Below are 15,536 nucleotides of genomic sequence, written 5' to 3'. Positions count from 1 at the left end.
AGGAGACGAACATGACAGAACGAGCATTATGGGTCGCAAAATCCGGACTGGATGCCCAACAAACCCGAATGGCCGTGATTTCCAACAATCTGGCCAACGTCAACACCACCGGCTTTAAGAAAGCCCGACCGATTTTCGCCGACTTGATGTACCAAAACGTCCGTCAAGCCGGCGGCCAATCCACCCAAAACACTCAGTTGCCGACCGGCTTGCAGTTGGGCACCGGCGTCAGAACCGTCGCCACCGAGAAGCTGCATACCCAGGGCAACGTTCAGCAAACCGGCAACTCGCTGGACATGGCCATCAGCGGCCGCGGCTTCCTGCAAATCCTGATGCCGAGCGGCGAGATCAATTACACCCGCGACGGATCGTTCAAGCTGGATTCGACCGGCCAGATCGTCACCTCCAACGGCATGCCGCTAGAGCCGGCCATCACGGTACCGCAGGATGTCACCAGCATTACGATCGGCCTAGACGGTACCGTCACCGTCACCCAACCCGGCTCGGCGGCGGCCAACCAAATCGGCCAGATTCAAACCGCCGACTTTATCAACACCGCCGGCCTGGAGCCGATCGGCGACAACTTGTACCGCGAAACCGTCGCCAGCGGCGCGCCTATCGTCGGTACGCCGGGCGAGAACGAATTCGGCAATCTGGTGCAAGGCTCGCTGGAGACATCCAACGTCAACGTGGTCGAGGAATTGGTCAATATGATCGAAACCCAACGCGCATACGAGATGAACTCCAAGGCCATCTCCACCACCGACCAAATGCTGTCGTTCGTTACCCAACAACTCTAATTCAGGGGCATGACGATGAACACCTATTTTCCGCATCGGCGCCGGTACTCCGGCAAACTCTTGCCGCTGGCGGCCGCATTGCTGCTGGCACTGACCGGTTGCGACACTCTGCCCAAGCGCGATCCGGATTTCGCACCGGTCCAACCGGCAGACCTGAGGCCCCCGCAACAGAACAACGGCTCGATTTACCAGGCCGGTTACGACATGCGCCTGTTCGAAGACATCAAGACCCGCCGGGTCGGCGACATTTTGACGGTCACACTGGACGAAGCCACCCAAGCCAGAAAACAAGCCAATACCAACACCTCGAAAAACACCTCGGTGTCGGCGACCGCGCCAACGCTGTTCGGCGTCGCCAGCCAGGCCTTGTTGGGTCACGACTTGAAAACCAGCTTGGCCGCGACCACGCAATTCGACGGCAAGGGCAAGGCCGACCAAAGCAATACGCTGACCGGCGACATCAGCGTCACCGTCGTCGAAGTACTGCCGAACGGCAACGTCCGGGTGCGCGGCGAGAAACGGGTGGCCTTGAACGACGGTAACGAATACGTGCGCTTGTCCGGCATTGTTCGCCCCATCGACATTGATGCCGCCAACACCGTGTCGTCCTCCAAAGTCGCCGATGCAACGATTATGTACACCGGCGACGGCGGCATCGCGGATTCCAACAAAATCGGTTGGCTGGCCCGATTTTTCCTGAGTCCGATTTTCCCGTTCTAAACCGTTTCGGCGCTCTTTTGAGGATACCATCATGAACAGAACCACATTGATCGTCATCGCCTTCTGGCTGCTGAGCGGCGGCTGGGCGCATGCCGAACGTATCAAAGACTTGGCGTCGGTGGCCGGGGTACGCTCCAACCAGTTGGTCGGCTACGGCTTGGTCACGGGCCTGGACAAATCCGGCGACAAATCGTCCAAGTTCGCCCCGCAAACCTTGCGCAATATGATGGGCCAGCTCGGCCTGACCCTGCCGCCGGGTACCGATCCGAAAGCCAAAAATACCGCGTTCGTCAGTATTCACGCGGAACTGCCGGCCTTCGCCAAACCGGGTCAGAAAATCGACGTCACCGTGTCGTCCATCGGCGATGCCAAAAGCCTGCGCGGCGGCTCTTTGCTGATGAGCCCGCTGAAGGGCGCCGACGGCAAGGTTTACGCGATTGCCCAAGGCAATCTGGTCGTCGGCGGCCTGAGCGCGGGCGGCCAGGACGGCTCCAAAATCACCGTCAACAATCCGTTGGTCGGCCGAATTCCCAACGGCGCGTCGGTCGAACAAGTGGTGCCGACCTCGTTCGACCAAAGCGGCGATCTGGTCTTTAACCTGAACAATACCGACTTCACCACCGCCAACAACGTGGTGCAAGCGATTAACAAAGCCTTCGGCGCCGACACGGCCCGCGCCGTCGATGCCGGCTCGGTCAGCGTGCGGGCGCCGGTGGAAGCTTCGCAACGGGTCAGCTTTGTTTCGATGCTGGAAAACCTCGACGTCACGCCGGACGACGCGCCGGCCAAGGTCATCGTCAACTCCCGAACCGGCACCGTAATCATCAATAGCAAGGTCAGGGTGCAGCCGGCGGCGGTATCGCACGGCAGCTTGACCGTGACGATCAACGAAAACCCGCAAGTCAGCCAGCCCAATCCGCTATCGGGCGGCAGTACCGTGGTCACGCCGCAATCGCAGGTGTCGATCAAAGAGGACAAAAACCATATGTTCGTCTTCAACCCCGGCGTTTCGTTGGACGAAATCGTCCAGGCGGTCAACGGCGTCGGCGCCGGACCCAGCGACTTGGTGGCGATTTTGGAAGCCCTGAAATCGGCGGGCGCGCTACGGGCGGAATTGATCGTCATTTAAGTCTGACAGTGCTTGGGAGGTTGCCATGTTAAACGCGGATACCGCATCGGTTTATACCGACTTCGCCGGATTGGCCAAATTAAAACAAGGCGCGCGCGAATCGTCGCCGGCCGCCATCAAGGAAGCCGCCAAACAATTCGAGTCGCTGTTTCTGGGCATGGTGATGAAAAGCATGCGCGAAGCCAAACTGGCCGACGGCTTTGCCGACAGTCAACAGAGCAAGATGTACCAAGACATGTACGACCAGCAAATGGCCATGCATTTATCCGGCACCGGCGTCGGGCTGGCGGAAGTCATCGCTAAGCAGCTGAGCCCCAGGCAAGACAAGCAGGAAGACGAGCCAGGCCGTGTACTACAAGCCAGCGACTACTTGGATCGCGTCGCCGGCAGCGGCTCGGCCAACGGCAACCGGCAACCGCCGCGCGGCGGGCAAGCCGCGTCCAACGCGTTGGACGCCTCGGGACTGAGCAGCCTGGAACGCAGCCTGGCTCGACTGGAGCGTGACCAGTCCAACACCGCCGGACGTTGGCGCGACTTGGACTCGGCACCGGCCTCGTCGGACGTAATCGATGACGGCGCCACGCCGGCCCAGCAAACCTTTTTCAACGAATTGATGCCGCATGCCCGGCAAGCCGCGCAAAGCTTGGGGGTCGACGCCAAACTGTTGCTGGCTCAAGCCGCGCTGGAAACCGGCTGGGGACAAGCGATGGTCAAAAACGGCGGCGATAACAGCTACAACCTGTTCAACATCAAAGCGGATAGAGCCTGGCAAGGCAAGCAAGCCAAGGCAATGACATTGGAGTTCGACGGCGGCGTCGCCCAAAAACAGGTGGCCGGTTTCCGCGCTTACGACTCGTACAAAGATAGCTTTAACGATTACGTGGACTTCATCAAATCCAACCCGCGTTATGAACAAGCGTTGAAAAACGCCGAGAACCCGGCGCAATACATCCGCTCTTTGCAAAAAGCCGGCTATGCCACCGACCCCAAATACGCGGAAAAAGTCATGTCTATCTATCGCAGCCATGCCGGCGACAGCGCGGCGAGCGACACCAACGGTTAGGAGACCATCATGGGCTTGGGCATATTGGACACCGCATTATCCGGACTGACGGCGTTTCAGCGCTCGCTGGAAACCACCAGCAACAACATTTCCAACGTCAGCACCGAAGGCTACAGCCGGCAGCGCGTCGAAACCGCCACCCGTCGCGAGCAATATACCGGCTCCGGCTACGTCGGCAGCGGCGTCAGCGTCGTCAATATCACCCGCAGTTACGATCAGTTCATTACCGGCCAGGTCCGCTCCAGTACCTCGGCCTACCACGACGTCGATAGTTTTTATACCTTGTCCAGCCAAATCGACAACATCACCGCCGACGACACCACCGGTCTGGCGCCGGCGATGAAATCGTTCTTCGACGCAGTCGACACCGTCGCCAACGACCCCACCTCGATCCCGGCCCGCCAAACCTTATTGACGCAGGCCAGCTCGTTGACCCAACAGTTCAACACCTTGAATACCCGCTTCGGCGAATTGCGCGATCAGGTCAATACCAACCTGGAGACCGATCTCACCGAGATCAACGGGTATGCCAAGGCCCTGGCCGATCTCAACGTAAAAATCGTCGCCGACATCGGCAGGGCTTCCGGTCGAGAAATGCCCAACGATTTGCTGGACCAACGCGACTTGCTACTGAACAAAATCGCCGAAAAAGTCGACGTCAATTTCACCAGCCAAACCGACGGATCGATCAATGTCTTCATCGGCAACGGTCAACCTCTAGTATTGGGTAATTCCGCCTCGCAACTCTCTCTGCAGTCCTCCGCCACCGACTCGACTCACAAGGAAATTCTGCTGAACGGCCAGGACATTTCCGGTTTGATTTCCGGCGGCGAGCTTTACGGCAATTTGCGTTTCCGCGACCAAGTACTGGACCCGGCTCAAAAACAACTGGGCACGCTGGCGATGGGTCTGGCCACCGAGTTTAACAGCACCCATCAGGCCGGTTTCGATTTGAACGGCGACCCCGGCCTGGCATTCTTCGACCTCGGCTCGCCGGTGGTTCAGGTCACGCCGCACGCCGCCGACGACAACCTGCTGGCCACCGCCAGCTTCGTCGCCCCCAGTTCGTCGGCCAACCTGGATACCGGCTACCGGATCAGTGTCACCGGCACCAGCCCCAACGCCTATACGTTGACCAATCTGAGCAGCAACACCAGCCAAACCGGCCTGGACGACACGACGCTTGCCACCGCCGCCGCAGCCTTAGGCTTCAGCATCACGTTCAGCGGCGGTTCGCTGACCAGCGGCGATACCTTCGACCTCAGCCCGAGCTTTAACGCGGCCGGCACCTTGAAGGTGAACAGCGCGATCACCAATCCCAAACAAATCGCGGCCGCCAGCAGCAGCGCCGGCGTACCGGGCGACAACAGTAACGCGCTGGCGCTGGCCGATCTGGAAACGAAAACCTTGATGCAAAACGGCAAGGCCAGTTTCACCCAGGTCTACAGCCAGTTGGTGGCCGATGTGGGCTCGCAAACGCACGCGGCATCGGTCAACCGGACCGCGCAGGATACCTTGTTGAAACAGGCCTCCAGCGCCAAGGAAACCGTTTCCGGCGTGAATCTCGACGAGGAAGCCGCCAACCTGATCAAATTCCAAAACGCTTACGCAGCCGCCGCCAAGGCCGTATCGGTGGCTAGCACGCTATTCGACACCCTCATTGGAGCGGTCCGTTAGGAGAATTCACATGCGCATTTCCACGACCTGGAACCACCAGCTCGGCGTCGACGCGATGCTGGAACAACAGTCCAAACTCAGCGACACCCAACTCAAATTGTCGTCCGGCAAGAAATATCTGTCGCCGTCCGAAAATGCTCCGGCGGCGGTGTCGTTGATCAATTTGGAACAAAACATCAAAGAGAACCAACAGTTTCAGACCAACATCGGAGCGGCCCGGCAACGCTTGGAGTTGCAAGAGTCCAGCCTGGAAAACGCGACCAACGTGTTGCAACGCATCCGCGAATTGGCCGTGCAAGGTATGAACGACAGCAATACCGCAACCAATCGTCAGGAAATTGCCGCAGAAATCGATGAACTAAACAAACAGTTTCTGGGTATGGCGAACACCAAAAACGCTAACGGCGAGTATTTGTTTGCCGGCTACAAGAGCGACACGATTCCGTTCGATACCACCACTTACGCCTATCAGGGCGACGCCAACCAGCGCAGCATCGCCATCGGCCCCAGCCGGACCATAACCGATGGCGACGCCGGTGAAGCAGTCTTCGGCGTGTACTCGGCCGGAACATTGACGCCCGGCGGCATCGACAATGCATTTCAAGCCATCAACCGGTTATCTCAGGATCTGAAAGCCAATACGCCAAACAGCGGATCATTGGACGATATCGATAGAGCGATGGTCCGCTTCGAAACCACCCGCGCCTCGACCGGCGCGCGCTTGCACGCACTGGACGATCAGCAAAATTTGAATACCGACTACATCCTGGCCAACAAAACCACCGCGTCGGCGATAGGCGACTTGGATTATGCCGACGCATTGAGTAAATTCAGTCTGCAACAAACGTCGTTGCAAGCCGCGCAAGCCGCGTTTACCAAGGTGCAAAATCTGTCATTGTTCAATTACATTTCGTAGCGAAACACATCGGTTTGCCGCCCATCGAAGGAAACTCAGTTTTCTGTTCGCGAATCGAAGCGTAACGACCGGGACTTGGATATTGTCGGCCGCTTTCCGTTTAGAGCTTGCGTGCCGCGATCGCTTGGCTGAGCTGGTAAACCGCCATCGCATAGAGCGGGCTATGGTTATAACGGGTGATGACGTAGAAATTGTGCAAGCCTATCCATAAATCTTCGCCGATTTGCTGTTGGTACGCCAGCAGCTTGACCGCCTCGCCGGCGGGCAAACCGGCCGGCAATTCGACCCCCAACTTGCGCAGTTCGGCCGCACTGGTATCGGGCTTGACACCCTTGCTCAAGGCCTTTTTATACGCCTCTCCCGCAGCGTTGACCGGGTACGCGATCGGACCGCCGGGTTTCCATTGGTTGCTGGCAAAGTAGTTGGCGACGCTGGCGATCGCATCGGCCGGATTCGTCCAGATATTGCGTTTACCGTCGCCATCCAAATCCTTGGCATAGCTTCGAAAACTGCTCGGCATGAATTGCGGCAAGCCCATCGCACCGGCGTAGGAACCCATCGGCTGCAACGGGTCCATGCCCTCCTCGCGCGCCAAAACCAAAAATTGCTCCAACTCCTTCAGAAAGAATTCGCTACGCGGCGGATAGGCGAATCCCAATGTCGCCAACGCATCGATCACCCGGTATTTGCCGGTGTGCGCGCCGTATTTGGTTTCGACGCCGATGATGGCGACGATAATGTCCGCCGGAACCCCATATTGGTGTTCGGCTTGGCGCAACGCGGCTTCGTTATCCTTCCAAAACTGCACGCCACCGGCGATGCGGGCCTCGGTCATGAAAATTTCGCGGTATTGAAACCAGGGCTTGCCCTCCGCAGGCTTGGACATGGCATCGAGTATCGGCTGCTGGATGTTGACCGCCTTGAACAAACTCCGTAACTCCGTTTCGTTGAAACGATGTTGCTTGACCATCTGCTTGATGAAGCCGTTGAAGGAATCGGTGGTGGCAACTTCAGCCAGTGCCTGGCCGACGGCCGACAATAACAACAACATAAACGCGACTTTAAAATTCATAAACTCAGACAGAAAAAAGGAATAATTGGGGAATATTACGCGGTTTTTCCCGAGCGGACCGCTGGTTTATGGCGATCGCCTCAAACCGGCAACAACTTGCGATGAGTGTGTATCGACATCAGAATGCCGAAACCGGCCATCAGCGTCACCATTGAGGTGCCGCCATAACTGACCAAGGGTAGCGGCACTCCAACCACCGGCAACACGCCGATCACCATGCCGATGTTGACGAACACGTAAACGAAGAAGGTGAAGGACAAACTGCCGGCCAACAACCGGGAATAGGTATCCTGGGCTTGCACGGCAATGTAAAAGCAGCGGCTGATGACCAGTAGATACATCAACAGCAAACCGACGCAGCCAAACAGACCGAATTCTTCGGCGAAAACCGCGAAAATAAAGTCGGTGGAACTTTCCGGCAAAAAATCCAGCTCGGCCTGACTGCTGCCCAGCCAACCCTTGCCGTCCACGCCGCCGGAACCGATCGCGATTTTGGACTGAATAATATGGTAGCCGGCCCCCATCGGGTCGGCCTCGGGATTGATGAAAGTCAAGACCCGGCTGCGCTGGTACTCGCGCATGAAGTGCCACATGACCGGGGTCAGCGCGCCCAACACCGCCACGGCCCCCAACATGACCCACCACGACAGGCCCGCGAAGAATAACACCGCGGCCCCGGAACTGGCGACCAGCAGAGCCGTGCCCAAGTCAGGCTGCTTAGCGATCAATAGCACCGGCACCAACAACAATATCCCGGCCGCCAACAGATGCTTGGGTTTAGGCGGCAAGGCGTGCTCGGACAAATACCAGGCCACCATCATCGGCGCGCTGATCTTGGTAAACTCCGACGGCTGGAAGCGAAAAAAGCCCAAGTCCAGCCAGCGCTGAGCGCCCATGCTAATTTGGCCGATCACCGCCACCGCCAGCAACAACAGCACGCACACCGAAAACAAAGCGACCGAGAAAGTCTGAAATTGCCGGGGGTTGATGTGAGCCAGCACGATCATCAATACAATGGCCAAGCCCATCCGGCTGGCATGACGCACCAACATCGCCATTTCCTGCCCGCCGGCGCTGTACAAAATCACGAAGCTGAGCGCCAGAATCAGCAACAAACCGATGAACAGCGGGATGTCGATATGCAGCTTGCGCAGCAGGTTGCCAAGCAAGGACGGCGCTTGAAATTGTTCGTTGCGCATTTCGTTTCTCATGGCGAACTGTCCTTTTTCTGGTTCAGATAAGCATCGATAATTTCACCGGCGATCGGCGCCGCCACCGAACCGCCGTGACCGCCGTGTTCGGCGATCACCGCGACGGCGATCTGCGGATCGTGCACCGGGGCGAATGCGATGAACAAGGCATGGTCGCGCATTTTGAAGTCGATCGCGTCCTCGTTATATTTCTCTTCCTGTTTGACGGTAAACACCTGGGCGGTACCGGTCTTGCCGGCGATCTGATAATTGATGGCCTTGGCCAGCCGGCCGGCGGTACCGCGCGCGCCATGTACCACGTTAGTCATCGCCCGAATGACGTTCTCGACATTTTGCGGTTTCAGCGGAATGATCCGGTCGGCCTTGCCTTCGATCCGATCGGCATAATCGGCGCTGATGATGCTATGTACCAAATGCGGCGTAATGACCTTGCCGCCGTTGGCCAGCGTCGCGGTGGCGTGAGCCAATTGCAAGGGCGTAACTTGGGTGTAGCCCTGACCGATCCCGGTAATCAGGGTCTCGCCCGGAAACCAGGCCTGATTGCGGTAGTGGCGTTTCCAAGCCTTGGACGGCATCAAGCCGTCGATTTCGCCCACCAGATCGATACCGGTCTTGCGACCGAAACCGAATTTGTCCATGAACTCATGCATCTTATCGATACCCAGCGCCAGCGCCAGATCGTAAAAATACACGTCGCAGGATTGGGTGATCGCTTCGTTCATGTCGACCATCCCGTGTCCCCACTTCTTCCAGTCGCGGTATTTATGGTCGACGTTGGGCAACTTGTAGTAGCCGGGACAAAACAGCCGGTGGCCGAAATCGATGACGCCGTACTCCAGCCCGGCCAAGCCCAAAAACGGCTTGACCGTCGAACCGGGCGGATATAGTCCGCGTAGCGCCCGGTTGTACAAGGGCTGGTCCGGCGATTCCTGCAAAGCCTTGTAGTCCTTGCCGGAGATGCCGGAAACGAAGGGATTAGGATCGAAACCCGGCCGGCTAACAAAAGCCAACACCGCGCCGGTTTTGACTTCTATCGCCACCGCCGCGCCGTTGAACTCGACCAATGCGTCGTAGGCAATCTTTTGTATGTCGATATCCAGTGTCAGATAGATATTCGATCCTGCGACCGGCTCGACCGTCGCCACGGTATTGACCGCCCTGGCTTGAGCGTTGGTTTCGATTTCCTCGTAACCGGCGGTACCGAGCAGATGTTCCTCGTAGGTCTTCTCGATGCCGGTCTTGCCGATATGGTCCGTCCCGCGGTACATGACGGAAGGCAGGGTCTTCAACTCCTGCTCATTGATCCGCCCGACGTAACCGACCACGTGGGACGTCAAGTCGCCGTAAGGATAGTGGCGCACCAAGCGAGCGTAGACGTCGACGCCGGGAAAATACGGTCGGACGACCGCGAATTTGGCGACGTCTTCGTCGGTCAGATTTTGCAGCAAGGCCGTACTGGTAAACGATTTGTTGCGCTTACGCAGTTTTTGAAACGCCTCGATTTTTTCGTCGGGAATGTTCAGCAGTTGCTGCAGCCTCTTCAAAGTGTCGTCGAGGTTAGCAATTTGTTCGGGTATCAGCTCCAGGCTGTAAGTCGGCACGTTTTCGGCCAACATCCGACCCTTGCGATCATAAATGACGCCGCGCGTCGGCGGCAACGGCGCGATCTTGATGCGATTGTCCTTGGACAGCATCGCGTAATGTTCGTGACCGACCACTTGTAGGTAAACCAGCCGCACCACCAGCCCGATCATCAACGCGATAATCAGGATAAAGGCCGTGACGATACGACTTAGAAACAGACGGCTTTCCGCCAGCGGGTCCTTGATCGCGAATTTTCTGTCCATCGCCGGTCAGTCGAGGCGCGCCATGACCCGGATAAAGCGCAGCAGATAAAACACCAACGGCCAGACCAGCGCCCCGCTCAGTGCCGGATACCAAAACGACAACGGCAAGCGATTACCCGCCTTAATACTTTCGATCGCGAAAATCACGCTTTGCGAACCGAGCAGGCAAAACAGTACGAACAGGCATTGCTGAACCATCGGAAACTGTCGCAGCCGCCGGTGTTCGTTGATGCTGAAGTAGCAAATCAACGGATAAATCAACGCGTACTGCCCCAACAAGCGCCCGGTCAGTACGTCGGTCAACAGCCCTATCCACCAGGCGCTGAATACGCCGAAGCGTTCCGGCAGCGCGATCGACCAATAGATCAAAACCAACACCACCCAATCCGGATTGAACACTTCCATCCCCGGAAACAGCCCCATCACCCGCAGCACCATCGCACCGGCTACCGTGACGACAAAATAAATCAAAGCCAGCGCGTTATGGCCCGACATGTTTGGCATCCTTGGGTTTCGCGGCGACCGGCGCCGCTTGCTCGGCGACGTCCGGCTTGACCGGCTCGCCCAGAACGACCGGCGTCGAATCGCTCCAAACGATCAAAAACTCCCGACTCTTATCCAACTCCGCTTTCGGCGTGGCATAGATATTGGCGAACGATTTGTCCGGTCTAGCCTCGAATTTATCGACTACCGCGACCGGATAACCGGCCGGAAACACGCCGCCCAAACCGGACGTGACCAACAGGTCGCCGGGTACGATGTCGGCGTTATTCGCTAAAAACGGCAGATGCAGCCGGTTGGGTTGCCCGGTGCCGAAGGCTATCGTCCTCAGGCCGTTGCGATTGACTTGCACCGGGATCGCGTGATCGGGATCGGTGATCAACATCACTTCCGAGCTGGACGGCATCGTGCGGACCACTTGGCCGACAATACCGCTGGCATCCAGCACCGGCTGTTCGGGATGCACGCCGAAGCGAGAGCCCTTGTTGACGACGACGGTATGCTCGTAGGGCGCCAGTTTGACCGACACCAATTCGGCCACCAGCACTTGCTCGCCAAGTTGAAACGAATTCTCAAGCAACATGCGTAGCCGGGTGTTTTCCTTCTCCAGGGCCGCGAGTTTCAACAACTTGGCGTCGTTGACGAACTGCTGCTCCTTCAGCCGGCGATTCTCTTTTTGTAGTTCGACATAGGAAATCACCGAATCGGACAAATCATGGTAAGCGTCGATGGGCAGGCTGGCCAGCATTTGCAAGGGGTAGGTCGCCATCGCCAACAGCGAGCGCAGCATGTTCAAGCGTTGGCTGCGGTAATCGACCACCAACAGCGCAACCGAAAGCAATACCGCGACCAACAGACGGGTATTCAGCGAAGGGCCTTTGGCGAATAGCAGTTTTATGGCAAAACCTCTAGCGATTTTGAAGCGGCAATCCCGACGGAAAATAAAGGATTGCCGACAGGCCCAGTCCAACGATCCGCAACCGCCGAATGGTACCCGCTGAAACAAAAAAGACGGCGGGAACCGACATCACCGGTTAACGCCGTCCCTCGAACGACCGAACGCCGAGCGGACTATTCCAGCGAAAATGCCGAGGCGCCTCGGGCGTCCAGCATCTCCAACACCATGCCGCCGCCGCGAGCGACGCAGGTAAGCGGATCGTCGGCAATGTATACCGGCAAGCCGGTTTCCTCGGAAATCAAGCGATCGATGTCTTTCAACAGCGCACCGCCGCCGGTCAGGACGATACCTCGACTGGCAACGTCGGCGCCCAATTCCGGCGGGGTTTGTTCCAGCGCGACCTTGACGGCGCTGACGATACCGGACAAAGGCTCCTGCAAGGCTTCCAGAATTTCGTTGCTGTTCAATGAAAAACTGCGCGGCACGCCTTCGGCCAGATTGCGGCCGGTGACTTGCATTTCGCGAACTTCGCTACCGGGATAAGCCGCGCCGATTTCATGCTTGATTTTCTCGGCGGTGGCTTCGCCGATCAGCGTGCCGTAGTTGCGGCGCACGTAGCTGATGATCGCGTCGTCGAAACGGTCGCCGCCGATCCGCACCGACGCCGAATAGACGATACCGTTCAATGAAATGACCGCGACTTCCGAAGTGCCGCCGCCAATATCGAGCACCATCGACCCGTGCGCCGCATCGACCGGCAAACCGGCCCCGACCGCGGCGGACATCGGTTCCTCGATCAAATACACTTCGCGAGCGCCAGCCATCGCCGCCGACTCGCGAATCGCCCGCCGCTCGACTTGAGTCGAACCGCAGGGCACGCAAATCAGAATGCGCGGACTGGGCCGCAGCAGTTTGTTTTCATGCACCTTTTTAATAAAAAACCGCAACATGCGTTCGGTTACGGCAAAATCGGCGATCACACCGTCTTTCAAGGGCCGAATCGCGGTGATGTTACCGGGCGTGCGGCCCAACATATTTTTAGCGTCGGCGCCGATCGCGGCGATGGTTTTCTGGCCGCGGATCTTGTCCTCCTTAATCGCGACGACGGACGGCTCATTCAATACGATTCCCTGGCCCGGAACATAAATCAGCGTATTTGCCGTTCCCAAGTCGATAGACAGATCATTGGAAAAAAGGCCACGAATTCTTTTGAACATTAAACGGTATCCTAAATGCACACAGAAAATCCCGCTACTTTAACAATCAAGCGGGCGATAGGGCAAGATATAAAGTATCATAGATTTACCGATAAAACTTGGAGTTAGAAGATGTCGTTAACGGCTAATGACGTTAAAAAAATCGCCTATCTGGCGCGCTTGGGAATCGAGGAATCGCAGGTCGAACATTACGCCAAAGACCTATCCAACATGCTGGATTTAATGACCCGGATGGGGCAAACCGACACCGCCGGCATCGCTCCGATGGCGCACCCGCTCGACCAAACCCAACGCCTGCGTGCCGATACCGCCGTCGAGACCAACCAACGAGCGCATTTTCAAGCCATCGCCCCGCAAACCGAAGCCGGACTTTATCTGGTCCCGAAAGTCATCGAATAATTCCGAACCATGCACACGCTATCGCTAACCGAATTAGCCGCCGGACTGCGCGGCAAGCAATTTTCCAGCACCGAATTGACCCAGGTCTTTTTGGCTCGCGTCGGACGACATCAAGCCCTGAACGCCTTCGTCACGGTCAGCGAAGAACAGGCCTTGCAGCAGGCGGAAGCCGCCGACCGGCGCTTGGCCGCCGGCACGCCGGCGCCGCTGACCGGCATCCCGATCGCCCAAAAAGACATCTTTTGCACGCAAGGCGTTAAAACCAGTTGCGGCTCGAAAATGCTGGACAACTTCATCGCCCCGTACGACGCCACGGCGGTCGAACGCTTCAATCAGGCTGGCGCGGTGATGCTGGGTAAGTTGAACATGGACGAATTCGCTATGGGTTCGTCCAACGAAACCAGTTTCTACGGCCCGGCTCGCAATCCATGGGATACCGAACGGGTGCCGGGCGGCTCGTCCGGCGGTTCGGCGGTCGCCGTTGCGGCGAGGCTGACGCCGGCGGCGACCGGTACCGACACCGGCGGCTCGATTAGGCAACCTGCAGCCTTATGCGGCATCACCGGCTTGAAACCGACCTACGGCCGGGTATCGCGCTACGGCATGATCGCTTACGCGTCCAGCCTGGATCAGGGCGGACCGATGGCGCGTAGCGCCGAAGATGCGGCCTTGTTGATGCAAGTCATGGCCGGTTTCGACGGTAAGGACTCCACCAGCGTCGACCAGCCGGTACCGGATTACAGCGCCGGTCTGAACGACAGCCTGCAAGGTTTGAAAATCGGCCTGCCGAAACAATTTTTCAGCCCAGAACTGGACAGCCAAATCGCGGCGACGATTCAAGCCGCGATCGCCGAATACCAGAAACTCGGCGCGACGGTGCGGGAAGTGGACATGCCGAATCTGGAACTGGCGATACCGGCTTATTACGTGATCGCCTCGGCCGAATGCTCGTCCAACCTGTCGCGTTACGACGGCGTGCGCTTCGGCTACCGCTGCCAAAACCCAGCCGATTTGACCGACCTCTACATCCGCTCGCGCGGCGAAGCCTTCGGCGCGGAAGTCAAACGCCGGATTCTGATGGGCACTTATGCACTGTCGGCCGGCTATTACGACGCCTATTATCTGAAAGCCCAACAGGTGCGCCGATTGATCAGCGACGATTTCAAACGCGCTCTTAGCGAAGTCGACGTATTGATGGGACCGGTCACGCCGAGCACGGCATTCAAAATCGGTTCAAAAACCGACGACCCGATTCAGATGTATCTGGAAGACATTTACACGATAGCGATCAATCTGGCCGGCCTGCCGGCGATGTCGATTCCGGCCGGGTTCATAGCCGGCCTGCCCGTTGGCTTGCATATCATCGGTAACTATTTCGGCGAAGCCAAGTTGTTGAACGTCGGCCACCGCTACCAGCAGGTCACCGACTGGCACAATCAAGTGCCGAAGGGTTTCGAATAACAGGGGGCAATATGGCGCCGATCACGCAATTATCACAATTGGATCCTAACGGCACCTATAGTTACGCCGATTACCTGACTTGGCAGCTCGAGGAGTCGGTCGAACTGATCAAGGGCAAGATCATGGCCATGTCGCCGGCGCCGAGCAGAAAGCACCAAAGCGTATCGCTAAATTTTGCCGTCAGCCTTGGCAACTACTTTAAGCACAAGGATTGCAAACTCTACCCTGCGCCGTTCGACGTCAAGCTCTACGACCGCCGTAAATCCTTGCTTCAAGACCGCGAAGTTTTCAGCGTCATCCAGCCCGACCTGTGCGTGATCTGCGACAAAGACAAACTGACCGAACAAGGCTGCGATGGGGCGCCGGATTGGATCATCGAGATTTTATCGCCCGGCAACAGCCAAAAGGAATTGCGTCTGAAATACCAGCTGTATCAGGAAAACGGCGTGACGGAATATTGGACGGTTTATCCTTACGAGCAAGCAGTCCATCAATTCGTGCTCGATCAGAACGAAAAATACCAACTGCACGCCATGCACGCCGGCGACGAGATTGCCATCCCCTATTTATTCCCCGACCTGCAAATCGACCTGAACGACGTTTTTGCCGAATAGTTTTAAAGGAA

At 57.5% G+C, this 15,536-nt stretch carries 15 protein-coding genes; 9 read left to right on the top strand and 6 right to left on the bottom strand.

Annotated features, from left to right (window positions below; all coding sequences use genetic code 11):
• Window positions 1-11 precede the first annotated feature (11 nt).
• From flgG to flgL, 6 genes are read left to right on the top strand one after another with little or no spacing between them, the layout of a single operon-like run.
• Window positions 12-800, top strand: coding sequence for a flagellar basal-body rod protein FlgG (gene flgG / locus ACQE3D_RS02575; protein WP_064023936.1), 789 nt, complete (start codon window positions 12-14; stop codon window positions 798-800).
• Window positions 801-815: 15 nt separating this feature from the next.
• Complete coding sequence (flgH, locus tag ACQE3D_RS02570; protein ID WP_064023935.1) at window positions 816-1,520, top strand: flagellar basal body L-ring protein FlgH; 705 nt, start codon at window positions 816-818, stop codon at window positions 1,518-1,520.
• A 31-nt stretch (window positions 1,521-1,551) separates the two neighbouring features.
• A complete protein-coding gene (locus ACQE3D_RS02565) occupies window positions 1,552-2,649 on the top strand; it encodes a flagellar basal body P-ring protein FlgI (protein ID WP_064023934.1) in 1,098 nt (365 codons plus the stop codon).
• Between the two features lie 25 nt (window positions 2,650-2,674).
• Entirely contained in the window at window positions 2,675-3,712 is a 1,038-nt protein-coding gene (flgJ, locus tag ACQE3D_RS02560; protein WP_313729193.1) for a flagellar assembly peptidoglycan hydrolase FlgJ, read from the top strand.
• A 9-nt stretch (window positions 3,713-3,721) separates the two neighbouring features.
• The gene (gene flgK / locus ACQE3D_RS02555; protein WP_313729194.1) at window positions 3,722-5,389 is read left to right on the top strand and encodes a flagellar hook-associated protein FlgK; all 1,668 of its coding nucleotides are present in this window, start codon (window positions 3,722-3,724) and stop codon (window positions 5,387-5,389) included.
• A 10-nt stretch (window positions 5,390-5,399) separates the two neighbouring features.
• Window positions 5,400-6,305, top strand: coding sequence for a flagellar hook-associated protein FlgL (gene flgL, locus ACQE3D_RS02550; protein ID WP_313729195.1), 906 nt, complete (start codon window positions 5,400-5,402; stop codon window positions 6,303-6,305).
• A 100-nt stretch (window positions 6,306-6,405) separates the two neighbouring features.
• Here flgL and mltB read toward each other — a convergent pair whose 3' ends face one another.
• From mltB to ACQE3D_RS02520, 6 genes are all read right to left on the bottom strand, one after another.
• Window positions 6,406-7,377, bottom strand: a complete 972-nt coding sequence (gene mltB, locus ACQE3D_RS02545; RefSeq protein ID WP_313729196.1) for a lytic murein transglycosylase B — start codon at window positions 7,375-7,377, stop codon at window positions 6,406-6,408.
• Window positions 7,378-7,457: 80 nt separating this feature from the next.
• Window positions 7,458-8,588, bottom strand: coding sequence for a rod shape-determining protein RodA (rodA, locus tag ACQE3D_RS02540; RefSeq protein ID WP_064023929.1), 1,131 nt, complete (start codon window positions 8,586-8,588; stop codon window positions 7,458-7,460).
• Complete coding sequence (gene mrdA / locus ACQE3D_RS02535; protein ID WP_313729197.1) at window positions 8,585-10,435, bottom strand: penicillin-binding protein 2; 1,851 nt, start codon at window positions 10,433-10,435, stop codon at window positions 8,585-8,587. The genes rodA and mrdA overlap by 4 nt, the downstream gene beginning before the upstream one ends.
• A 6-nt stretch (window positions 10,436-10,441) precedes the next feature.
• Entirely contained in the window at window positions 10,442-10,930 is a 489-nt protein-coding gene (mreD, locus tag ACQE3D_RS02530) for a rod shape-determining protein MreD (RefSeq protein WP_064023927.1), read from the bottom strand.
• Window positions 10,917-11,942, bottom strand: a complete 1,026-nt coding sequence (mreC, locus tag ACQE3D_RS02525; protein ID WP_331710092.1) for a rod shape-determining protein MreC — start codon at window positions 11,940-11,942, stop codon at window positions 10,917-10,919. The genes mreD and mreC overlap by 14 nt, the downstream gene beginning before the upstream one ends.
• 65 nt (window positions 11,943-12,007) lie before the next feature.
• Complete coding sequence (locus ACQE3D_RS02520; RefSeq protein WP_064023926.1) at window positions 12,008-13,051, bottom strand: rod shape-determining protein; 1,044 nt, start codon at window positions 13,049-13,051, stop codon at window positions 12,008-12,010.
• Between the two features lie 111 nt (window positions 13,052-13,162).
• On the opposite strand from ACQE3D_RS02520, the gene gatC reads away from it, so the two are divergent.
• From gatC to ACQE3D_RS02505, 3 genes are read left to right on the top strand one after another with little or no spacing between them, the layout of a single operon-like run.
• On the top strand, window positions 13,163-13,450 hold the full coding sequence (gene gatC / locus ACQE3D_RS02515) for an Asp-tRNA(Asn)/Glu-tRNA(Gln) amidotransferase subunit GatC (protein ID WP_064023925.1): 288 nt from the start codon (window positions 13,163-13,165) through the stop codon (window positions 13,448-13,450).
• 9 nt (window positions 13,451-13,459) lie between these two features.
• Entirely contained in the window at window positions 13,460-14,911 is a 1,452-nt protein-coding gene (gene gatA / locus ACQE3D_RS02510; protein ID WP_313729198.1) for an Asp-tRNA(Asn)/Glu-tRNA(Gln) amidotransferase subunit GatA, read from the top strand.
• An 11-nt stretch (window positions 14,912-14,922) separates the two neighbouring features.
• Window positions 14,923-15,525 (top strand): Uma2 family endonuclease, encoded by a 603-nt coding sequence (locus tag ACQE3D_RS02505; protein ID WP_064023923.1) that lies wholly within the window; start codon window positions 14,923-14,925, stop codon window positions 15,523-15,525.
• Window positions 15,526-15,536: the final 11 nt, after the last annotated feature.

The organism is Methylomonas sp. MS20, from assembly GCF_050275925.1.
In the GTDB taxonomy this organism is placed as follows: domain Bacteria; phylum Pseudomonadota; class Gammaproteobacteria; order Methylococcales; family Methylomonadaceae; genus Methylomonas; species Methylomonas koyamae_A.
Note: the sequence above shows the minus strand (reverse complement) of the source record. Positions and strands in the feature narration are given on the sequence as shown.